Raw genomic sequence first — 22163 nt, 5'->3', positions numbered from 1 at the left:
GTGAGCAATTATGATGATGCAGCAGCGCTCACGATGGCACGCCTGGAAATGCTTGGGTCGGTATCCCAGAGTGATAAATTTCTAGACCGGCGCTATCTGTCAGAACAGCACCGTCAGGCCAACCAGCTCACGGCAAACTGGATGAATGAGGCGGGAATGGGCACCTGGCAGGATGCGGCAGGTAATATTTGGGGACGGCTCGAATCGGCTGTACCGGAAGCGCCACGACTTATCTTTGGGAGTCATCTGGACACTGTACCCAATGGCGGTAAATATGACGGCATGCTGGGCGTACTGGCACCGGTTACCATCGCCGCATTACTGAAAGGAGAGCGCCACGCTCTCCCCTTTCACCTGGATGTGGTCGGCTTCGGTGATGAGGAAGGCACGCGCTTTGGCAGTACGCTGTTAGGCAGTCGCGCACTAACCGGTAAGTGGCCGGACGACTGGCGTCGCATGAAAGATGCAGATGGCATTGCATTGGAAGAAGCGATGCAGCAGTTTGGGCTGGATTTCGATAAGGTATCCCAGGCGGCAATTTCCGGGAATAACGTGCTGGCCTATCTGGAGCTGCATATCGAACAAGGGCCGGTTCTCGAAAAACACAACTTGCCGGTAGGAACAGTAACCGGCATTGCCGGTGCCAGACGTCTGGCGTTTGAAGTGACTGGAATGGCTGGACACGCCGGAACCGTGCCGATGGAAATGCGACAGGACGCGCTTTGCGCCGCGTCAGCGATGGTATTATGCATTCAACAAACTGTCAGGCAGTACACGGGCGTGGTGGCTACGGTTGGCAGCATGACAGTCAAACCTAATGCGGTAAACGTGATCCCCGGCCAGGCTAATTTCACACTGGATATCCGAAGCGATGACAACCACCGGCGTGATACCGCGCTTGAGCATATCCTGCATGAGCTAAACAATCTGGCAATGCAGCATGGCGTTACGCTTTCTCACCACGTTACCCATGACGCTGGCGCAGTTCAATGCGCACCGCATCTTCAGGAAGCCCTAATGGAAGCGACCAGTGCTTGTGGCATAACGCCCTTCTCTCTGCCTTCCGGCGCCGGGCATGATGCGATGGCAATGGCAGATATTGGCCCGGTAGCGATGCTTTTTACACGCTGTAAGGGAGGTATAAGTCATCACCCACTTGAGTCCATCACCCAGGACGATGTCGCAGCCAGCCTGGCAGTGCTGCATCACATGGTAAAACACTTAAGGTTTTAGAGCCTGTTTATATTTGGCCGTTATGTATGTTGGATGCTAAATCTCGTACATTGGCGATTGTCTGGCCAACACTGGGCGACGATATAAGCATTGAACAAAGATAAACAGGCTTTAGGTTGTTCAGCAAAGTTCGTTTTAATTCAGGATGCGCAATTGAAAATTCCACGTATTTATCATGACAATGATGGCAAAAGCCACTTTGGCTATGCAGACATTCCGCTTGCAGACGGTGGCCCTATCGGGCTGCTTTCAGAAAAATTTGCCGCAGACAAAATCATTTTCCGCGAAACGCCTGCAGATTACGATTTTAAATGGCACACCGCACCGGCCAGGCAATTAATGTTCATTATCAAAGGACGCGCTGAGTTTACCGTCTCTAATGGTGAGCGGCGCATTTTCGGTACTGGTGATGTCGTATTGCTTGAAGATACCGAGGGCGAAGGACATTGCTCAAAGGCACTGGATAATCAAATACGTCACTCCATTTTTGTGACGCTGGCTGCCGACACCCGGATTGCGTAACCCGGGATCTGGCGGTAGCCGCCAACCTCAAAACAGCAGGTTCGCTGCACATCAACGCCGCTGCGAGATAGTAACGCATTCACTGTCAGCGCGCGGCTGTGACTCTGCGATCAACGCTTTTTCTACTTCTTTTGTTCCCCAGCTCAACCGCCGGCGTTGAGCGTCAGATTGCCTGCACCTTGTCTATCCAGCGCTGCTTCTCGACTGCGGGTAGAAAACTGCCTTTAAACCCATTGATAACCAGCGCTTTCATTTGTGCTTCGTTCATATCAAGAGCTTGCTCTAAGGCGTGAAAGTTGTCATTCAGATAGCCGCCGAAGTAAGTGGGATCATCAGAATTCACCGTAACCAGCAATCCGGCTTCCTGCAGTTGCAGAATATTGTGGTGTTTCATGTCGTCGATAACGCAAAGTTTCAGGTTACTTAGCGGGCATACTGTTAACGGAATTTGTTGCTGCTTGATCAGCGCCATCAAAGCGTCATCTTCCTGGCAACGCACGCCGTGATCGATCCGGTCAACCTTCAGCAAATTTATTGCCTGCCAGATATATTCCGGTGGCCCTTCCTCACCCGCGTGAGCAACTACTTTGAAGCCAAGAGAACGGACTTTGTCGAATACCGCTGTGAATTTTTCCGGTGGATGACCGACCTCTGCACTATCCAGTCCAAACGCGGTAATATGCTGATACCAGGGTTCGGCCTCGTTCAGGGTCTGAAACGCCGCGTCCTGTGACATATCGCGCAAAAATGACAGGATCAGATACCCTGTGATCCCCCACTGCGCTTTTGCCTCATTTATCGCGCGCAGAAACCCTGGCATGAAGACGTCAAAACCAACCCCTCGCTCTGTATGGGTTTGCGGATCAAACATCATTTCAGTGTGCACGATGTGCTGGTCATGGCATTTTGCCAGATACGCTATCATTAACTGATAAAAATCATCTTCATCGCGAAGCACATCTGCGCCCTGATAATACAAATCCAGAAAGCTCTGAAGATCCTCAAAACGATAAGCGGCTTCAATATCTTCAACACTCTCATAGGGCAACGTAACACCGTGCTTGCTGGCAAGCTGCCACATCAGTGTCGGGCTCAGCGTTCCCTCTATATGCAGATGAAGCTCTGCTTTTGGCATCCTCGATAATAACGATTTTAGCGACATATTCCCTCTCCTGACCGCAGGTAATGCACAATAATAATGCAGAATCACCAGCGAGGTGCAATTAGTGTACTCTGGGCAGCAGACTCGAAGCAGGGTAAGCTAAGGCTTGCCGGCGTGATGCCCCTGATGACAGTAGCGGAACTACCGGTACATGGCATAAAGTACGTGGTTATCTTTGACATTGTTACAGTAATAGCACAAAACACACCAACAATCTGACTACATGGTCAGCTTATTGCTACTTTCACGCCACATAATAATAACGAAACGAGTTCTGAGACAACATCTATGCTGAATCATTATCTGGAGCGTTGGTTTAAGCTTGAGGCTCACGGCACAACAATCAAAACAGAGTGCATTGCCGGACTGACAACCTTTGCCGCCATGTCATACATATTGGTCGTCAATCCCGGTATTTTAGGCTTAAGTGGTATGCCGGTAGCAGGCTTGATCACCGTCACAGCGCTGGCGGCCTGCATCGGAACGTTGCTGATGGCGGCAATGACCAACTACCCTATCGCGCTGGCACCGGGTATGGGCCTTAACGCTTTTTTCGCCTACACCATCTGCATGACGCGGGACATACCCTGGGACGCCGCGCTGGGGATCGTTTTCTGGAATGGCGTATTGTTTCTGCTTCTGACGCTAACCGGAATAAGGACAAAAGTTGCTGAGGCGATACCGGCTGAGCTGAAAATCGGCGTTCAGTGTGGTATCGGGTTATTTATCGCGTTTATCGGGTTAAAAAATGCCGGGCTGGTTGTCGATCACCCTGCCACATTCGTGACGCTGGGGGATCTGTCTGACCCAGCGGTGCTACTGGCGCTGGCAGGTATTCTTTTTACTATTGTCATGGTGATGAAAAAAGTAACCGGAGGGATTTTGCTATCGATTGTGTTGTTAACCGCTGTCGGGGCTTTTATTCCTACTGAAAGTGGTACGCTAACCCCCACACCAGACGCGATTATAGGCATGCCTGAGCCCATTTCAGATACCTTTTTTGCCATGGATATCTGGTACCCTATCGCGCATTTTTCACAAACCTGGGACCTGATATTTGCGCTGATGTTTGTCAATATGTTCGACACTATTGGCACTCTCATTGGTGTTTCGCGCCGCGCTAACCTGCTTACGCCATCAGGCAAACTTCCCAAAATCGGTAGTGCGATGACAGCGGATGCCACTGCCAGTATCGCTGGCGCAGCATTAGGTACCTCTCCGGTTACCAGTTATGTAGAGAGCGCAGCTGGCGCATCTGCCGGGGGAAGGACAGGCCTGACAGCTATCGTGGTGGCGCTGTGTTTTGTTGCTGCACTGTTTCTGACGCCGCTGATGAAAGTGATACCCTTGATGGCAACCACGCCTGCGCTTCTGATGGTAGGGATTTTGATGATGGACTCGATCCGACAGCTTGACTTCGATGATGTTGGTGCCCTGGCCACCGCCTCTGTGGCGCTACTGGCGATGCCGCTCACATTCAGCATTTCAGAGGGTATCGCGCTGGGCTTCATCACCTATGTGGGCGTAATGATGGGGACAGGGCGCTATCGTCACGTCAGCGCTATCACCTATGCACTGGCCGTGGTATTTTTACTCAGATACATTTTTGATTTGAAGTAATCTGGCATCTGACAACTGGTCAGGGGCGATAGACTTATTTGCTTATTTCCCCCAGCTTCACGCCACTATGGCTGAAATTCACATTTATCGTTACGATGCAGGAATTGGTGAAGAAGGGTACGAGCACAGAATTATTCGCATTTATCTGAAGGAGAAAGAAAAATGGATTTATTATCAGGCGATTACAATGCGTCCGTACTAGAGAGTGTTGACCTTTGTTCATATTTCATGCAGTCGGTCAGTTTTGCATCAGACAATCGCGAATGAGCGTAGTTTAGTGGGTCTAAATAAGCGAATTTGTGAGCAGTATGATGCAAAACTGGCCACTGCCCGAAGGGTTGGGACTAAAATGGCTGCTAACTGCGTTGTCGCTGACTTATTTGGATTGCCAAACGGCGTCAACGACGCCTTGTTTTCAACCATTTTAGTCACCAACATAAATTATGAACAAAGGTCAACACTCTCTAGGTTGGTCAATGATCATCTGCGGTCTGGTCACAGGCTTGCTGAACGGTTTGATTGCCAGAAACCTGTCGGAGTCACCTCGAAAAGGTATAATACCAACCCGTGAGGGTGTGTGCTCACTCAGCGCGTGAATTTTTGCACTTTTGACAAGCCAATTTTGTGAAGGTTTAGTGGGGCTATATCGAACCAAATTGGCGCAGCTCATAAGTGTAAAAAGCCGCGCCCGAAGGGAGAAAGAGGAATGTCGCTACTCTTCGTTACATCGACTTGAAAGGCACAAGCATTCCTTCATCAATGTGCCTCGATTAGCGACATTCCTCTTCCTCTGAGCTGATCACACACCCCCACGGGTTGGTATATTTTTGGGACTGGGGGTTGGTTTTTTCTTGTCGTTACTTGCCCCGCTTTTTCTGCTATTCAGGCTCTACGTAGTCAAGCGTAAACAACACATGTAGCCTGTAGCTAAAAGCCTGAGTGTTGCTCAGGCTTTTAAACCGCAATGGGACATAACAGATAAAAAGTAACGCGTGGACAAAAGACGGGATTTACAAACCGTCGTATGAAAACCCAATCGCTTTATCCGCCATAAACACGACTTTTACGTTCTTGCCATTTTCATCACCCCACAGACAACTCACCGTGCCCATACTTTTACTGCAGTTATCAGCTGTGCCAATAACCGCTTCTACCTCGGCCTGGCTCATGCCGGTTTCCAGCTTGTCATAGTTTTCTTTGTTAAGTTTTGAACAACCCGCAAGAAGCAGTGCGCCCAGTGCCAGAGTGATAATACGATTTTTCATGCTGTCTCCTGATGTTAAACAGTTCGCCTCAGATAACACATACCTATGCAAACCCGCTGACGTTGATAAATGCTATTAACAATGTCCTTCAACCGCGACGTGTCAAAGGCTATCCCCTGCGTCAGCCGGGAAATGCGCTTTCCAGTGGCGTGCGATGTCTTCACGTGTCGCAACCCACACGTTATCAACGCCCTGAATATACTCGATAAACCGCTTTAGTGCAGCCAGCCTCGCCGGACGTCCAACAATGCGACAGTGAAGGCCGATAGAGAGCATCTTAGGCTGAGTTGCTCCTTCATCGTACAGAACATCAAAGGCATCCTTTAAATACTGAAAGAACTGCTCACCACTGTTAAACCCCTGCGGCGTGGCAAATCGCATATCGTTAGTATCCAGCGTATAGGGCACCATTAGCAGCGGCTTTCCATAATGTTTATCGTAGTAAGGTAAATCGTCAGCGTAAGAGTCAGCGCAATACAGAATGTCGTCACGCTCGGCAATGAGCTTGAGCGTATTGGGGCTGGTGCGCCCGGTATACCAGCCGGCAGGCTTGCTGCCAGTCAGTGACTGATGCAGTAAGATGGCGTCATCAATTTGTTTACGCTCTTCGTCAATCTCCATATCCTGATAATGGATCCAACGCATGGCATGACTGGCAATCTCCCAGCCAGCTTCTTTCATTGCCTGTACGGCATCAGGATGGCGCTGCATCGCCATGGTCACACCAAATACCGTCAGCGGTAACCGCTTTTCAGTGAACAGACGATGAAGTCGCCAGAACCCGGCGCGAGAACCATATTCATAAATCGACTCCATACTGAGGTGGCGGTCAGGGTACGCCTGAGCGCCAATGATCTCAGATAAGAAGATTTCCGAGTGGCTGTCACCATGCAACACGCAGTTTTCACCGCCCTCTTCAAAATTCAGCACAAACTGAACGGCGATGCGCGCACCATTAGGCCATTTTGGATCAGGCGGGGTTTCGCCATAGCCAATTAAGTCCCTTGGATAAGAAGAGGTGGATTCATGCATTGTCTGATTTCCTGTATGCCTCGGGAACCTGCAGTCCACAACCCGCCAGTACAAGATGGACCAGTTCACTGGTTGCCTCATTAAAATCGGCTTTCAGCATTTTCCCTCCGCGAAGCCGCGTTATCTGGGCAGAAAAATCCGCATAGTGCTGAGTACTGGCCCAGATAGTAAACAGCAGGTATTCCGGAGACACTGCCTTCATCTTACCGCGGTCAATCCAGGCCTGAATAATATCCGTGCGGCCGCGCATCCAGGTGGCATGATCCTGATCGAAATACCCGGTGAGATTAGGAGCCCCGTTGAGGATTTCCAGTGCAAAAATCTTTGACGCCAGAGGCCGTGTTCGTGACAACTCCATTTTCTCTGCAATGTAACTGGCCAGAACCTGTGCAGGATCATCTTCTACCGTCGCCTGATCAAAATGCGAATTCCACAGCGCCAGGGTTTCCTGTAACACCGCCATGTAGAGTTCCTGCTTGGTTTTGAAATAATACAGAATATTGGTTTTCGGTAATCCCGCTTCGTCAGCAATTTGTTGAACAGAAGTGCCTTTAAAGCCATTCTGTGCAAAAGATTTTTCAGCAGCGGATAAAATCAGCGAACGGTTTTTAGCGCCGATACCGGCGTCGGCTACGCGTTGTGTTGTCATGAGTACGTCTTATTCCTTTTTAATCACAACTCAGTCGAAATGCTCGATCATGCCTCAGGCTGTGCATGAACACGTCTGGGCAGTTTCCCTAGGCGGTCGTCGTTCTGCAGGTGGCATGACTTGCACAATTTACGCACTTCATGGCTTGCCCACTTAATGGTCCTGGCCTGCTCTGGACGTTTAATCCGCACGTTTCCGCTCTGAAAATACGGCCAGAAACGACACCTGCTTTTTTATTCTGAGTAAATAGTGCCACACTGATAGTGAGTAACAAGTGATTAATTGCATCGCGGCACACATCATCGTACACGAAGTACGCCACCCTGATGTTTTGTATCACGGTACAGTCGACATGTCGTGATGGCACCAACTATGCTGCTGACTCGACGACAGCGTGAAAAACCGGGTAGCGTTAATACCCGTGACAATAATGTCGCTGTGGCACAGTTATTTCATAGTTTACACCAAAAACCTGACCACATAGTCTACTTTTACTCAAGGATTCCAGATATAGTAATGGACAGATTTAATTTTCAGCGTTGCGAGACAATATCATGATCCGCTTTTTACTCAACCGGGAACCCGTACAGTTAACCCCGGCATCGGCCGACATGACCGTACTGCAGTTTCTGCGCGAGCACCGTCACCTGACCGGAACCAAAGAAGGTTGTGCTGCGGGTGACTGTGGCGCGTGTACGGTGGTGGTTGCACAGCCCGATGCTGAACAAAAAGCATTGACGTATCATACAATAAACAGCTGTATCGCCCTGATGTCCGCGGTCCATAACAAACAGTTGATCACCGTAGAGCACTTGTCGTCTACCTCACTGCACCCCGTACAGCAAGCCATGGTAGATAACCACGGTTCTCAATGCGGCTTTTGCACCCCTGGTTTTATCATGTCCATGTTCGCGTTGTATCACCAGAATTGCCAGCCAGAGCGTGAGGAAATTAACAACGCGTTGTCCGGTAACCTGTGTCGGTGTACTGGTTACCGCCCTATCATAGATGCAGCCAAAGCGGTCTGCAGTCAGCCACCTGCGGATGTATTCACTGAGCAGCACGATGAGGTGTTAGCCACGTTACTTGCCATGCGCAATGAAGAAAATAGCAGCAATGATTGTCCTCTGATAATGCCTGAAGACAGAAATGCCCTTGCGAAGGCCATTGCCAGGTATCCCGGGGCGCCCCTGATAGCGGGTGGAACTGACCTGTCACTGGAAATAACCCAACGCTATAAAGCCATGCCCGTCATTATCAGCCTCAGCCGGGTGAAAGAACTCACGCAGTGCACTAATAATGGGCAAACGCTGCATATCGGTGCGGCGCTCAGCCTCTCTGAAACAAAAGATGCTCTGTTAGATGCCTTCCCTGCGCTGGCTGAGTTGTTTAACCGGTTTGCCTCCGTGCCTATTCGTAACCAGGCCACGCTGGGCGGAAATGTAGCCAATGCCTCTCCCATAGGCGACATGCCTCCGGTGCTGCTGGCTCTGGACGCCACCATTCACGTAGACAACGGTGATCGCACTCGCGATATTCGCGCCAGAGACTTTTTTACCGGCTACCGACAGACTCAGCTTGAGCCCGGCGAATGGATTTCACATATTGCCATCCCGCTGTTACGCGAGTCACAGCGCATGGCGGCGTACAAAATATCCAAGCGTCATGAAGACGACATTTCCGCCGTCTGTGCCGTGTGGGTAGCCGACATTATTGAAGGGCGTATTACTTCACTTCGCTCCGGGTTTGGGGGAGTAGCTGCAACGCCTGTTTACAGCAGTACACTGGAGGACGTAATGCGGGGCCAGAAGTGGCAGAGCGCAGAAGCATTAACACTGGGAAAACAGTTACTTGAAAAAGCGTTTACGCCAATTGATGATGTCCGGGCCTCGGCGGCCTATCGCAATACGTTACTGGCCAACCTGTGGCACCGGTTCTGGCTCGAAAACCAGCCTGACGCTGCAAAAATAGCCACACGGGTGGTGACTCATGCGTAAGCTTACTGACAGGATCAAGCAGGACAACCGTAACGGTGCAGTGCATTCTCCAGCCCCACATGAAAGTGCGGTAAGGCAAGTCAGCGGCACTGCGCGTTACGTGGACGACATGCCAGAGCCCCGCGGTACCCGTTATGTCGCTATTGGTACCAGCGAATGTGCAGCCGGCCTCATTAAAAGCATTGACCTCAGCGAGGTCCGCAATGCACCGGGGGTCATCGACGTTATTACTGTCACTGACGTGCCGGGTAAGCGGGATATCGGTCCGGTTTTCGCAGGCGATCCCGTACTTGCAGACGAAGAGATCAAGTTTTTTGGCCAGCCCGTGTTCGCAGTTCTTGCCGAAAGTGTGACTCTGGCGCGGCGCGCAGCAGCAAAAGCAAAAATAACGGTAACGGAAACCACACCCCACCTTAGCGTAGCCAGTGCGTTATCCGCTGAGTCATTTGTTCGCCCGACGCACACCATGGCGCAATCACCACTGGGTGACTTACCCTCTCCCGCGCATACGCTGTCAGGTGCGCTGGATATTGGTGGACAGGAGCATATGTATCTTGAAGGACAGGTGTCTCTCGCCCTGCCCGACGAAGAAGACCGTATGCTGATATACACCTCCAGCCAGCATCCCAGTGAGGTACAAAAACTGGTGGCTGAAGTACTTGATACTACGTTGAATAAAGTCACCGTCGATATGCGCCGCATGGGCGGCGGTTTTGGCGGGAAAGAAACCCAGGCGGCACAGTGGGCCTGTATTGCGGCTATCTTTGCGGCGCGCAACGGCTGTCCGGTAAAATGTCGGTTGCCCCGCCAGCAAGATATGCACGTGACTGGTAAGCGACATCCTTTCGAAAATCGCTTTGAAGTCAGTACTGATGAAAAAGGCCGGATCCTCAACGCTTTTGTCGAAGTTAACGGCAATTGCGGGCACTCGCCGGATTTGTCTGAAGCCATCGTCGACCGGGCTATGTTTCATGCCGACAACGCTTATTTTCTCGGCAACAGTCGCATCGTCGGGCATCGCCTGAAAACCCACTTTGTCTCGCACACAGCGTACCGTGGATTTGGCGGCCCGCAAGGTATGATTATGGCTGAAGCCATAATGGATGCCATCGCCCGCAAAACGGGGCAGGATCCACTTTCCGTGAGAAAGCACAATCTTTACTCGCCCACCAATGGCACCACTACACCCTATGGTATGGAGGTGGGTAATAACTTTCTGCTGGATATGATCCCGCAACTTGAGACTGAAAGTGAGTACTGGTCACGTCGCGAGGCTATCACAGCGTTTAATCAACGCAGCCCGGTGATTAAAAAAGGGCTGGCGATGACACCAGTGAAATTCGGCATTTCTTTTACCGCCAAACATCTTAATCAGGCTGGCGCATTAGTGCATATTTATACCGATGGCACCATACAGGTGAACCACGGCGGCACAGAAATGGGTCAGGGACTGCATACGAAAGTGGCGCAAATTGTGGCCAACGAGTTTGGCGTGGGTCTGGGAAGTATTGAGGTAACATCCACTCGTACAGACAAAGTCCCGAATACCTCTCCGACTGCCGCGTCAAGCGGCACAGATTTAAACGGCAAAGCCGCACAAAATGCGTCTCAGGAAATACGCCGGCGCCTGGCAGAATTTTATGCCTCGGATGTTGGCGGCGATCCACAAAATGTCGTTTTTGCCGATGGCAAAGCCATTCAGGGTGAACACAGTATCGACTTTGTAGCGCTGGTCCAGGCTGCCTACATGAACCGGGTGTCACTGTCGGCTTCCGGTTTCTATAAAACCCCGAAAATATTTTATGACCGTGAGACGGGCACTGGCAGACCGTTTTTCTACTTTGCTTACGGGGTTGCAGCCAGCGAAGTGTCAATTGATACCCTCACCGGTGAATACACGGTCGATCGGGTAGATATATTGCACGATGTTGGCAACAGTCTGAATCCGGCTATTGATATTGGTCAGATTGAGGGTGGCTTTATTCAGGGCATGGGATGGCTGACAACAGAAGACTTGCGCTGGAACGATAAGGGCAAACTGATAAGCGAGAATATGGCCACCTATAAAATTCCGGCTATCGGTGACACGCCGGACATTTTCAATGTTTCATTATTCCAGCGTCCCAACGATGAAGATGCCATTTACCATTCTAAGGCCGTGGGAGAGCCGCCATTTATGCTTGCGATCTCCGTCTGGTGTGCACTGAAAGATGCTATTTCCAGTCTCAGCGGCTATACCGTAGACCCGGCGCTGGATACACCGGCAACACCAGAACGGGTGTTAAACGCGGTTATGGCCATGCGTCAGGAGGGACTATGAAGCCTCAACGCTGGTTTGACTCCGTCAGTGCCTGTCAGCAACGGGGAGAACGCTATGCGTTGGTTACCGTGCTCTCTGTAGCAGGGTCAGCGCCACGCGATGCTGGCACAAAAATGGTCATCACCGGCGCGGAAACCTTTGACACCATCGGTGGTGGTCACCTTGAGTATGCCGTCACCAACACGGCGCGTGAGTACTTGGCGGGCAACAACACACTTACCACCATCACAGATTATCCGCTATCGGGTAAGCTCGGTCAGTGCTGCGGTGGGGCTGTGCAAATCCTCTATGAAGTGTTTTGTGATCATGTACAGCACATCGCCGTATTTGGTGCAGGTCACGTGGCACAGTCGCTGGTCCCTATCCTTGCACAGTTACCTTTACAAATTCACTGGATTGACAGCCGGTCCGAACTGCTTGAGGGGACAGAGATGCCTCCCAATGTCCGGTGCGTAGTGGATGACGAGCCAGAGTATGTCTGCAGCACCCTGCCCAAGAATACCTGGCTGCTTATTCTTACACACAATCACCAGCTTGATTTCGCCATTGTGGAAAAAGCGCTACAGGCAAGACATTTTCCATTTGTCGGGATGATAGGTTCAGACACTAAAGCCCGGCGCTTCAACACACGCCTTGCCCGTAAAGGTTACAGCGAGGAGCAACGCGCCTGTCTGATAAGCCCTGTTGGCGACACCCGTATTCCAGGCAAGCGCCCGGTTGAGGTGGCCATTTCTATCAGTGCACAAATCGTTCAGCGCCTTCATGCACCAGAAACAGCGCCAACGGCATCAATCAGTAAAGAGCTTCAGAACGTATGACATTAACAGAATTAAACAATGCGACAGCCAGCGAGGCCTATACATTTTTTGAACAAGCCTGCGCCGCGACGGCCTGGATAAGGCAGATGGTCGAAAGCCGCCCGTTTGCCAGTGAGTCCGCTGTATCGGAATCGGCCGTTTCACACTGGAGCCGGATGAGCGAGAAAGATTATCTTGAAGCCTTCGACGCCCACCCCATGATTGGCGATGTGTCGACATTGCGTAAAAAGTTCGCCAATACACAGACCATGGCCAGCGCTGAACAGGCTGGTACCGCTCAGGCCAGTGAAGACACGTTAAAGTCGCTGCATGCCCTCAATCATGCCTATCTCAAACGCCATGGTTTTATTTTCATTATTTGCGCCAGTGGCCTCAGCGCAGAGGAAATGCTGACGGCCCTGCAAGCTCGCATTGATAACAATCGAGAGGAAGAAATCCGCATCGCTGCAGAACAACAGCTGGCGATCACGTTGCTGCGGCTTAAACGCGCTTTACCTGATAAGGATCCAGAATGAATACGCTTTCCAGTCATGTACTAGATACGACGCTGGGACGTCCCGCAAGTGGACTTCCGCTTACCCTCACGCTGCCAAACGGTGATACCTTAACCGGCATTACCGATGAGGACGGCCGGTTCAACAGCTGGGGGCAATCGTCGTTTCCTGCCGGGCAGTACCTGTTACGTTTTCATTGCGCCGGGTATCTGCAAGAAAAACACGGCAACACATTTTATCCGCATATAGATATTCATTTTGTGCTCGAACAGGACGGCGGTCACTATCATGTGCCACTGCTGATCTCGCCGTTTGGCTTTAGCAGTTATCGGGGTAGTTAGTGCACAAGCAGTTATTCAGGGCAAACGTTGCCCACTTCCCCAAGGCTACGCACTCGCCGCAAACCGACATTGTCGTTTATCATGACGGCGCACTTGTCGTTGAGGGCGAAAAAATCATCGCGATTGGTGACTACCATCAGTTGGTTGCTAAGCACAGCGACGCTTCGGTATACGATCACAAGGGCAAGTGGCTGCTTCCCGGTTTTATCGACAGTCACTTACATTACCCGCAAACTGAAGTCATGGGACGCTTTGGCGAGCAATTACTGAACTGGCTGGAGAATTACACATTTCCCACGGAAGAAAAGTTCAGTCAGCCGCCGTATGCACAACAAATGGCGAAGCTGTTTTTAGGGGAATGCCTGAAAAATGGCACGACTACCGGACTGGTTTTCTCTACAGTACATAAAGACGCTACCGATACGCTCTTTCGTACGGCCAGCGAAATTGATATGGCGCTGGTTGCGGGCAAAGTGTGTATGGACCGCAATTGTCCGCCGGCGTTACAGGATACCGCTGAGTCGGCCCAGCAAGACAGTGTTGAATTGATATCGCGCTGGCATAACAACGGCCGAAACCGCTATGCCCTCACCCCGCGCTTCGCCCCCACCTCTACTCAGGCCCAAATGGCAGCGCTTGGCGAAGTCGCAAGCGACTATCCGGACGTGTTCATCCAGACCCATTTATCTGAAAATCTCGATGAAATTGACTGGGTATTGTCCTTATATCCAGACTGTAAGGGCTATCTGGATGTGTATGATAAGTACGATATGGTGCGTCCGCGGGCAGTTTTCGGGCACTGTATTCATATGCGCGACGACGAGTGGGAGCGCATGGCACAAGCCGGTGCTACTGCTGCGTTTTGCCCCAGTTCAAACCTGTTTTTGGGAAGTGGACTGTTCGATTTGGACGCCGCTCGCCACCATGGCGTTACCGTAACACTGGCGACAGATGTCGGTGCCGGCACCAGCTTTAACATGCTAAAAACATACGGCGAAGCTTATAAAGTGTGCCAGCTGAAGCGATCCCCTTTCTCCCCGCTTGAGGGGCTCTATATGATGACTCAGGGTGCGGCCGTCGCACATCAGCTTGATGCTGATATCGGCAACCTCAACCCAGGGAGTTATGCAGATTTTGTATTACTTGAACCGCGTTATAACGAGCTTACCACCCTGCGCCTGCAGGACACTGAAAGTTTGCAGGATATGCTGTTTGCGATGAGTATTCTGGGTGATGAACGCGCTATTGAACAAACATGGATTGCGGGGCGTTGCCGCTATCATAAAGACAAAGGAGTACTGTTCTGATGTGGACGGACTGGTTATCGCTGTTTATACGCTGGTTTCATGTGATTGCCGGCGTCGCCTGGATCGGTGCCTCATTTTATTTCATCTGGCTGGATAACAATTTGCGTACCCCGCCCGACTGGAAAAAAGACAAAGGCATCAAAGGTGACTTGTGGGCCGTGCACGGTGGTGGCTTTTATGAAGTTGGCAAATACACCTATGGACCGGAAACCATTCCTGAGCCCCTTCACTGGTTTAAGTGGGAAGCCTACACCACCTGGTTGAGCGGTTTCGCTCTGTTGATACTGGTTTACTATTTTGGCGCCTCGGCTTATCTGATAGACCCTTCCGTTGCCGCCCTGACGGAATCAGAAGCCGTGATGCTTGGTCTGGGCACTATTTTTGGCGGGTTGGCTTTATACGAGCTCGCCTGCCGCAGTCCGCTGGCACGATCTCCGCTTGCTTTCGCTATTGCGCTCACGCTCATGATTTGCGTGGTGACATACCTGACAACACAGTGGTTTAGTGGCCGGGGCGCTTATATACACGTTGGCGCGCTCATCGGCACTATTATGGCAGGTAATGTGTTTTTAAATATCATTCCTGCGCAAAAGAAAATGGTGGCTGCCGTTGCCCGCAAAGAAGAGATAGACCCAGCCTGGGGCGCAGGCGCAAAATTGCGCTCGGTGCACAATAATTATTTCACCCTGCCGCTGCTGTTTATCATGATCTCAAATCATTACCCGATGACGTATCAGCACGAGATGAACTGGCTGGTACTGATTCTGATCATGGCGATATCTGCCTGGATCCGTCACTTCTTCAATTTGAAGCACACCGGCACAGTAAAACCGTCAATATTGATAAGCGGTGCGGTAGCGATGCTTGCGCTGGCCGTATGGGTGTCATGGCCACAGTCAGCCCCGGAAACCGCCGCCTCTTCTTCCGCCGCGCAATCGGATAGCGGAACATCTGCACAGCAGGCCACTGTAGAGGTGTTAACTCAACCCCAGGTTATGCAACTCATCACCACACATTGTCAGGGATGCCACTCGCGTACTCCCACTGACGACGTTTTTAAAGTGGCGCCGGTAGGTGTGGTGCTGGATACCTGGGAAGATATAGAGCGTCAGGCACCACAAATCGTACGCCGAACAGCCATTACCAAAGACATGCCGTTCATGAATAAGACAAAAATGACAAACGAAGAGCGCATGGCGCTGTATCATTGGTATCAGAGCTGGTCTGCGAAAGACGAATAAGGGTGGCGGTTTTCCCGCGGCAGCAGCAGTGGGTGCGGGAAAATATAAACGGGGCTCTATTTCTGTTTTTGCTTGTTTTGATTGTGCTGTTGATGGCGGCGCTTTTCCTCATACATTTGATTATCAGCCTCATCTATCCACTGCTGCGCATTGTGTAGCGCATCATGCCAGACTGCGAGGCCAACGCTAAACTTAAGTGTGATGCTTGTATAAGGCGTCAATTCAACCTTGAGCGGCTTTCGTAGCAGCCGCTCATGGAACCGCTCTGCTTCCTGCTCGTTAGTGTCCGACAACAACACAATAAATTCATCACCACCATAACGGCCAATTTTATCTGACGCCCGAAGCATACTTTTTACGCTCTGGGAGAATTGTAACAGCGCAGAGTCACCCGCCTGATGACCATGCTTGTCGTTAATTGTTTTGAAATCATCGAGATCGATAAACAGCAGCACTGATTGTGCCGGTTTGCGGTGTAGTCGCTTAACTTCACTTTCTATCTGGTTAATGATTTCCCGCCGGTTATACAGCTCGGTTAGCCCATCAATCCGCGATAACGTCTCCAGTCGCCGGTTTGCATCCAGCAAGGCCTGATATAACTGTTTGTCTCTGCTGATATCTTCTGCCATTCCAAGCAGGTAAAGAGCTTCGCCATGATCGTCTTTTAAAGTATTCCCCCGATCACGGATATATCTGACATCGCCATCATCCCTTACGATTCGATACTCGATGTCCCACTCGCTCAGAGTATCACTGGCATAGTGGCGTGAAACGCGCAGCCGGTCTTCCGAATGCACGTAAAAGGTAAAACTTTTCGGCTTAGTTAGCAGCTCAGACAGTGGCCTTCCCCATATCTGATGGTAACCTTCATTCACATAATGCATCTGCTCTAATTTTGGCGATGCAACCCAGATGACGGTGTGATCAGACAATGACGACACTATCTGGCGAAACAGCTTTTCTGTTTCGTACAATTGCATGACTTTTCGCTTTCGGGCATCAATATCTTCAATTACCGAAATAAAAAAATCAGGCTTACCTTCTTTGTCTCGCACCAGTGAAACCGTCAGTTTGGCCCAGATGAGCGAGCCATTTTTATGGATGTATTGCTTTTCCATAACATAGCTATCACATTCACCGGCAAGTAACCGGGTAACATTCAGAATATCTTCTGTGAGATGGCTGGAGTGAGTCAGATCCTGAAAAGTCATCCCTACCAGTTCATTCTGACTGTAGCCGACAAAGTGGCAAAATCGGTGGTTTACCCGAAGAAACCTGCCAGTCGGCCTGACGTGCGCAAGCCCGACGGCACACTGCTCAAAAGTTTCAACAAAAGGATTAATGTCTAACGCAGCTGCGTCTGATGACATGAATAATTCAACTCCTTTGAATGTTAACGTCATTTTCGTAAGTCAAGTGTAGACGCTCAACGAGAATATTTCGCGTTGATTTTCAAAGAAAAATAAAGATGGTGCGTCTACCCTGACTCGAACAGGGGACCTCTACCATGTCAAGGTAGCGCTCTAACCAACTGAGCTATAGACGCATTGAGGGGAATGCTGTGTCCTGAAGACGGCGCGTATAATAGCCGCGCAAATAGCAAGGTGCAAGAAGATTTTATCTTCCCGGTGTTTTTTGCTCACTTACTGCTCAGATACCGGGAAGTAGTCGTAATTTTGTGCAAAAACGCGCATAGTATTACTAGTTTTATCAGGGCCTGCTAATTTTTGGTGTATGCCTTTCGTGCAAACCGAGCACATTTAAAACAAGTCTCGTTGAATGTGGTTTGGTATTACCGGATGAATGACGAGCAACGCCGGGCTGCGTTTTTTCACTTTATGCCGAGGCATCGCCCGTTTAACCAGAGCAACCATACTGCGCGTACGCTGCCCTGACTGAATCGTAAACAACGCTCTGCAAAAACAAAAATTAAAGGTCAACAGGCCCTGGCAGCAGAACGCCGCCACAGGCAATGTAGTATCAGAAGATGGCTTCAGACTCAAAACCGACAAACAGTGCAATTGATACGATACCGCTCAAATCAGGTCTTATTCCTCCTGTTGTAAGTGCGCTACTGCTTATCGTTTTACTCTCTCTTTTTTGTTTGTTGGCGTTGCAACAAGTACGTGAACACACTGAGACTGAAGTAGAGCGCAGTCTGAATGCGGTCCTCGATACGACAATTCGTGAGTTTCGATCCTGGAAAGAACAGCAACACAATTTTCACTCACAGCTAGCCAATGATGATGACTTCATCTGGTCAGTAAACGCCCTGATAACCCGTGATCCTGATAATACATCTGACTCCCCCCCGAAAAACCAGATCGAACAGATTCTGGACGATACGCGAACGCCAGGTACAAGCTATACCGCCATCTCTGTTCTGTCACCCGACGGAACTGTGATTTTTTCATCAACTGAGTTGTCAGGCTGGATAAATACGCAATTGGCTTCAGTCCCAGAGCGGTATTCACAACAGACAGAAAGCTTCATTGTCAACGACACCGCCGGTCAGCGTCCGCCACTGCTGTTTTTTATGGAGCCTGTGTTTTATCGTCAGTCCGAGCTGATTGCATTTCTGGTTGTCCGGTATGAAGATCCTTTTGCCCGCTTTGCCGAGTCCGGCCAGTTCGGGCGCACAGGTAATAGTTTCTTTATTAATGCAGACGGTTTTCAACTCTCTGAGAATCGTTTTACTCAGCAACAACGTAAAATATCGCCACCTTATTCACGCCTGACAATGACCATCGATGAGAACGGCGAAAAAGCACTGACGTATGCCGTCACGTCTGCCATCGACAACAACAGCAACGGCAGTACCACACCTTATGACGGCCATCGGGGAGAGCCGGTTGTGGGAGCCTGGCGCTCTATAGATGGTATTAGCGTGTTTGTTATCAGTGAAATGGATGCAGTAGAGGCGCTGGCTCCATTTTACAGTTCCCGCTTTTATCTGATTATGCTTACCGTTGTGTCTTTGCTGTTATCACTTACGTTGGGTCTTTATGTTTGGATACTGAACCAGCGTCATACTAAAACGCTGCGGCAAGCAGCGCGAAAGCTAAAAGAAAACGTTGCTCAGCGTACTTATGAACTGCAACAGGCGAATAAGGAATATAACGATCAACAGATATTGTTACGAAGTATTCTGAATACCATCCCCGACCCGGTATTTTGCAAAAAACAGGATGGCACTTATATCGCGGTCAATGACGCTTTCGCGGTATTACACGATGTTACCCCCGACACGATAGAGGGGCGAAAGGAATCCGATTTCTACCCAGCGTCAGAATTAGAAGCGTTCTCCAGAGATGACAACGCATTGCTTGCGTCTAATGAGAAAAAGCGGGTTGAGCGCTGGTTAAAGAGCTTTTCCGGCAAAGAGCGTTATTTTGAGACGCTTAAAGTACCGGTCCGGTTTCCGGAGATGGACGAGACCGCCATTCTGGGAATTTCCCGTGACATTACCGAACTCAAGGCGCAGCAGGTGCAATTGGCTGAAGCGAAAGAGCTGGCAGAAAAAGCGTCAGAAAATGCCCGTGAGAAAGAGCAACGATTTCGCACGTTGGTGGGGAATGTGCCTGGTGTGGTTTACCGAACCCGGCTTGCTGATCACTGGCATATGGAGTTTGTTTCCGAGCACATTGAAAGACTGACAGGTTTTCCGCCATCGGATTTTATTTCGCCCGCAAAACGCGATCTTTTCTCGCTGGTCCATTCGAAAGACAAAAAACGGGTACGACAGGCAATTTCAAAGACCATTGACGGCCAGCCTTTCTTTTCCGTGCAGTATCGGATCCTGGATAAGGACAATAACCTGCACTGGGTTGAAGAAAGTGGGCAGCTGCTGAATGAGGATACTGACAACTACATTGATGGTGTAATCCTCGATATTACGGATAACAAAAACCTCGAACTGGAACTGGAAAAAGCGTCCCGTCTCGCCGAACAGGCAAACAAAGCCAAAAGCGAATTTTTAGCCAGAATGTCCCACGAGATCCGCACCCCCATGAACGGGGTTATTGGCATGTTGTCATTACTAACAGACACCTCGTTGGATGATTTGCAACGGCATCGTATTGATGTCGCACGACAAAGTGCGGATGCCTTACTTAGTGTAATAAACGATATTCTGGACTTTTCCAAAGTCGAAGCCGGTAAACTGGTGATAGAACACATCGACTTTAATCTACGCCAGCAGATCGAGGACGTGGCTCAGGCTCTGGCTATCAAAGCTGATGAAAGAGAGATAGAGCTGGTGGTGGACGTGACCGACATTAAGTCGTCTATGGTCAAAGGCGATCCCGGCCGGTTGCGCCAGATCCTGATGAACCTAATCAGCAACGCCATTAAATTTACCCATCAGGGTCAGGTCACTGTGGAAGCCAGCCTGAAGCAGGCGTGCTCAGGCCTGCGTCTGGACTGCAAGGTTTCTGATACCGGCGTCGGCATCGACACCAATAAACTCGCGACCCTGTTCGATCCGTTTTCTCAGGTTGATGCCTCGATTACCCGTCAATACGGTGGCACTGGATTAGGGCTGTCTATTTCTAAAAAGTTGTGTGAACTGATGGGCGGCGACATTGATGTCAGCAGCACTCCTGGACACGGCAGTTGCTTTGCATTCAGTATTGCGCTGCAGGAAAGTCAGAAGGCGCAGCAGGTACTTCCCGCGATCAGTATCAAAGACTGGAACATTTGTGTAGTTGACGATAACGCAACCAACCGTGAAGTATTGCAGGCACATCTCACTCAATGGGGCGCGAAGGTACAAAGCTTTGCGTCACCGCTGCAGGCACTGGAAACCTTAAAAGCGCACTCTCCCTCCCCTGACCTGCTTATTACAGATATGCACATGCCAGAACTCAGTGGTGTAGAGATCGCCACAGCGTTGAGAGATCATGGTGACCATCAGGCAATGAAAGTGCTGGTGCTGACATCGGTGTCTCAAAGCGTAAATACCAAAGCATTCAGACAGGCAGGTATCAGTGGATGCCTGATGAAGCCGGTAAAAACTCAGGACCTGTTCGACGCGCTGGCGTTAATTGACGTTCACCACCAGCACGACGCCGCGCCAGCATTCGTAAACGAAAATACGCTGATGAGTATCTCGCGTCCTGAGCAGCACAAACAGAGTTGGCCAAACTACTACCGCATCGTGGTTGTCGAAGATAACCCGGTAAATGCCATGGTTGCTGTTGGAATGCTTGAAAAGCTCGGACTTAATGCTGAAACGGCTGAAAATGGTCTGGCGCTGCTCACATTGCTAAACAGCGCGCCAGCACATCAACCTGTAACGCTGGTACTAATGGATGTACAGATGCCGGTAATGGATGGTTTCGAAACAACACGGCGGATCCGCGAGGGAGCCGCAGGAGAGCATTACCGAAAAATACCGATTGTTGCTATCACTGCCAATGCGTTAAAAGGCGACCGGGAACGCTGCCTGGCTGCAGGCATGCAAAATTATGTAGCCAAACCCATCCGAGAACCGGAGTTACTGGACGCCCTGATACATGGTTTCTCTCTGGTTCCTGAAGCATTGCTTGCCGGTGTCACCGAACCCACACGCTCACCGCATGAACATAAAGCTGCGTCACTGAACCTGCCCGCGACGTTAGCATCTATAGATTGGGAAGCGTCCCCCCCTGCACTGGCAGACCAGCCACAGCTATATCTACGCAGCCTTGCTGTGTTTGTTAAAACGTATGAAAACAGTCGTCGTCAACACTGGCAGCGCTTCCGCCAGTCTCCGGAGAATAATGACTTTGCCGACTTTGTTCACGCACTTAGAGGCAGCAGTGGCAATATGGGCTTTACTCAGCTTTATCAGTGTTTGAAACACATACCGGCTTCACCAGACAAAAACGTTGTGGATGATGTGTTTCGTCTTCTCGATGAGGCTATCGAAGACGCTGCCGCCATCATAAAGCAAAATCAAACTTCGGAACGCGACAGCCACGAGAACAGCAGAGATATCGACAGTGTAATTGCAGAAATTATTCCCATGCTTGAACAAAGTGAGTGGCTTCCTGAGGATCTTTTAAACGAATTACGCATGCACAGTAACCAAAAAGATGGGAAATCACTTAGCTCTGTTGTAGATTGTATCGAATCATTTAATTACGAACGCGCACTGGACATACTTCGAAGGCAGTAACC

Annotated in this window: 17 protein-coding genes and 1 tRNA gene; 12 read left to right on the top strand and 6 right to left on the bottom strand. The window is 50.3% G+C overall.

Translation table 11 applies throughout. The annotated features are described in order from the left end of the window. Together JKP77_RS01720 and JKP77_RS01715 are read left to right on the top strand one after the other, a co-directional pair. A complete protein-coding gene (locus tag JKP77_RS01720) occupies positions 1-1233 on the top strand; it encodes an allantoate amidohydrolase (RefSeq protein WP_218309485.1) in 1233 nt (410 codons plus the stop codon). A gap of 153 nt (positions 1234-1386) precedes the next feature. After that, a complete protein-coding gene (locus tag JKP77_RS01715) occupies positions 1387-1755 on the top strand; it encodes a cupin domain-containing protein (RefSeq protein WP_218309484.1) in 369 nt (122 codons plus the stop codon). A gap of 163 nt (positions 1756-1918) precedes the next feature. Here the strand turns inward: JKP77_RS01715 and JKP77_RS01710 are convergent, their stop codons facing one another. Then, the gene (locus JKP77_RS01710) at positions 1919-2917 is read right to left on the bottom strand and encodes an adenosine deaminase (protein WP_218309483.1); all 999 of its coding nucleotides are present in this window, start codon (positions 2915-2917) and stop codon (positions 1919-1921) included. A gap of 288 nt (positions 2918-3205) precedes the next feature. On the opposite strand from JKP77_RS01710, the gene JKP77_RS01705 reads away from it, so the two are divergent. Both JKP77_RS01705 and JKP77_RS22490 read left to right on the top strand, forming a co-directional pair. Then, complete coding sequence (locus tag JKP77_RS01705) at positions 3206-4537, top strand: NCS2 family permease (RefSeq protein WP_218309482.1); 1332 nt, start codon at positions 3206-3208, stop codon at positions 4535-4537. 67 nt (positions 4538-4604) lie between these two features. Continuing rightward, on the top strand, positions 4605-4739 hold the full coding sequence (locus JKP77_RS22490; protein ID WP_274608607.1) for a hypothetical protein: 135 nt from the start codon (positions 4605-4607) through the stop codon (positions 4737-4739). An 808-nt stretch (positions 4740-5547) separates the two neighbouring features. Here JKP77_RS22490 and JKP77_RS01700 read toward each other — a convergent pair. From JKP77_RS01700 to JKP77_RS01690, 3 genes are all read right to left on the bottom strand, one after another. Beyond that, the gene (locus JKP77_RS01700; RefSeq protein WP_218309481.1) at positions 5548-5802 is read right to left on the bottom strand and encodes an outer membrane protein assembly factor BamE; all 255 of its coding nucleotides are present in this window, start codon (positions 5800-5802) and stop codon (positions 5548-5550) included. A gap of 102 nt (positions 5803-5904) precedes the next feature. Then, positions 5905-6834: an allantoinase PuuE gene (gene puuE, locus JKP77_RS01695; protein WP_218309480.1), complete on the bottom strand. Its 930-nt coding sequence runs from the start codon at positions 6832-6834 to the stop codon at positions 5905-5907. Beyond that, complete coding sequence (locus tag JKP77_RS01690; protein ID WP_218309479.1) at positions 6827-7483, bottom strand: TetR/AcrR family transcriptional regulator; 657 nt, start codon at positions 7481-7483, stop codon at positions 6827-6829. Before JKP77_RS01690 ends, puuE begins: the two co-directional genes overlap by 8 nt. 554 nt (positions 7484-8037) lie before the next feature. Between JKP77_RS01690 and xdhA the strand changes: the two genes are divergently transcribed. The 7 genes from xdhA to JKP77_RS01655 are packed head-to-tail and all read left to right on the top strand — an operon-like array spanning position 8038 to position 16001. After that, positions 8038-9480 (top strand): xanthine dehydrogenase small subunit, encoded by a 1443-nt coding sequence (xdhA, locus tag JKP77_RS01685; RefSeq protein WP_218309478.1) that lies wholly within the window; start codon positions 8038-8040, stop codon positions 9478-9480. Continuing rightward, complete coding sequence (xdhB, locus tag JKP77_RS01680; RefSeq protein WP_218309477.1) at positions 9473-11800, top strand: xanthine dehydrogenase molybdopterin binding subunit; 2328 nt, start codon at positions 9473-9475, stop codon at positions 11798-11800. The genes xdhA and xdhB overlap by 8 nt, the downstream gene beginning before the upstream one ends. Beyond that, positions 11797-12618, top strand: a complete 822-nt coding sequence (gene xdhC, locus JKP77_RS01675; protein WP_218309476.1) for a xanthine dehydrogenase accessory protein XdhC — start codon at positions 11797-11799, stop codon at positions 12616-12618. The genes xdhB and xdhC overlap by 4 nt, the downstream gene beginning before the upstream one ends. After that, complete coding sequence (gene uraD / locus JKP77_RS01670; RefSeq protein ID WP_218309475.1) at positions 12615-13133, top strand: 2-oxo-4-hydroxy-4-carboxy-5-ureidoimidazoline decarboxylase; 519 nt, start codon at positions 12615-12617, stop codon at positions 13131-13133. Before xdhC ends, uraD begins: the two co-directional genes overlap by 4 nt. After that, positions 13130-13453, top strand: a complete 324-nt coding sequence (gene uraH, locus JKP77_RS01665; protein ID WP_218309474.1) for a hydroxyisourate hydrolase — start codon at positions 13130-13132, stop codon at positions 13451-13453. Before uraD ends, uraH begins: the two co-directional genes overlap by 4 nt. Then, positions 13453-14760: a guanine deaminase gene (gene guaD, locus JKP77_RS01660; protein ID WP_218309473.1), complete on the top strand. Its 1308-nt coding sequence runs from the start codon at positions 13453-13455 to the stop codon at positions 14758-14760. Before uraH ends, guaD begins: the two co-directional genes overlap by 1 nt. Further along, positions 14757-16001 carry a urate hydroxylase PuuD gene (locus JKP77_RS01655; RefSeq protein ID WP_218309642.1) on the top strand — a complete coding sequence of 415 codons (1245 nt, stop codon included), beginning with the start codon at positions 14757-14759 and terminating at the stop codon, positions 15999-16001. Before guaD ends, JKP77_RS01655 begins: the two co-directional genes overlap by 4 nt. A gap of 56 nt (positions 16002-16057) precedes the next feature. On the opposite strand, the gene JKP77_RS01650 is transcribed toward JKP77_RS01655, so the two are convergent. Both JKP77_RS01650 and JKP77_RS01645 read right to left on the bottom strand, forming a co-directional pair. Then, complete coding sequence (locus JKP77_RS01650) at positions 16058-17371, bottom strand: diguanylate cyclase (RefSeq protein WP_218309472.1); 1314 nt, start codon at positions 17369-17371, stop codon at positions 16058-16060. Between the two features lie 99 nt (positions 17372-17470). After that, positions 17471-17547 (bottom strand) — tRNA-Val (locus JKP77_RS01645). Positions 17548-17988: 441 nt separating this feature from the next. On the opposite strand from JKP77_RS01645, the gene JKP77_RS01640 reads away from it, so the two are divergent. Beyond that, positions 17989-22161 carry a response regulator gene (locus JKP77_RS01640; RefSeq protein ID WP_218309471.1) on the top strand — a complete coding sequence of 1391 codons (4173 nt, stop codon included), beginning with the start codon at positions 17989-17991 and terminating at the stop codon, positions 22159-22161. The last annotated feature ends 2 nt before the right edge of the window (positions 22162-22163 follow it).

Source organism: Alteromonas antoniana, from assembly GCF_019249295.1.
GTDB lineage: Bacteria > Pseudomonadota > Gammaproteobacteria > Enterobacterales > Alteromonadaceae > Alteromonas > Alteromonas antoniana.
The sequence above is the reverse complement of the archived record's forward strand: the minus strand, read 5'-3'. Positions and strand labels throughout refer to the sequence as shown.

Coding starts and splice junctions, on each gene's coding strand:
- JKP77_RS01710 (WP_218309483.1), bottom strand. CDS start 2,917: ATGTCGCTAAAATCGTTATTATCGAGGATGCCAAAAGCAGAGCTTCAT.
- JKP77_RS01705 (WP_218309482.1), top strand. CDS start 3,206: ATGCTGAATCATTATCTGGAGCGTTGGTTTAAGCTTGAGGCTCACGGC.
- JKP77_RS22490 (WP_274608607.1), top strand. CDS start 4,605: ATGGCTGAAATTCACATTTATCGTTACGATGCAGGAATTGGTGAAGAA.
- JKP77_RS01700 (WP_218309481.1), bottom strand. CDS start 5,802: ATGAAAAATCGTATTATCACTCTGGCACTGGGCGCACTGCTTCTTGCG.
- puuE (WP_218309480.1), bottom strand. CDS start 6,834: ATGCATGAATCCACCTCTTCTTATCCAAGGGACTTAATTGGCTATGGC.
- JKP77_RS01690 (WP_218309479.1), bottom strand. CDS start 7,483: ATGACAACACAACGCGTAGCCGACGCCGGTATCGGCGCTAAAAACCGT.
- xdhA (WP_218309478.1), top strand. CDS start 8,038: ATGATCCGCTTTTTACTCAACCGGGAACCCGTACAGTTAACCCCGGCA.
- xdhB (WP_218309477.1), top strand. CDS start 9,473: ATGCGTAAGCTTACTGACAGGATCAAGCAGGACAACCGTAACGGTGCA.
- xdhC (WP_218309476.1), top strand. CDS start 11,797: ATGAAGCCTCAACGCTGGTTTGACTCCGTCAGTGCCTGTCAGCAACGG.
- uraD (WP_218309475.1), top strand. CDS start 12,615: ATGACATTAACAGAATTAAACAATGCGACAGCCAGCGAGGCCTATACA.
- uraH (WP_218309474.1), top strand. CDS start 13,130: ATGAATACGCTTTCCAGTCATGTACTAGATACGACGCTGGGACGTCCC.
- JKP77_RS01650 (WP_218309472.1), bottom strand. CDS start 17,371: ATGTCATCAGACGCAGCTGCGTTAGACATTAATCCTTTTGTTGAAACT.
- JKP77_RS01640 (WP_218309471.1), top strand. CDS start 17,989: ATGGCTTCAGACTCAAAACCGACAAACAGTGCAATTGATACGATACCG.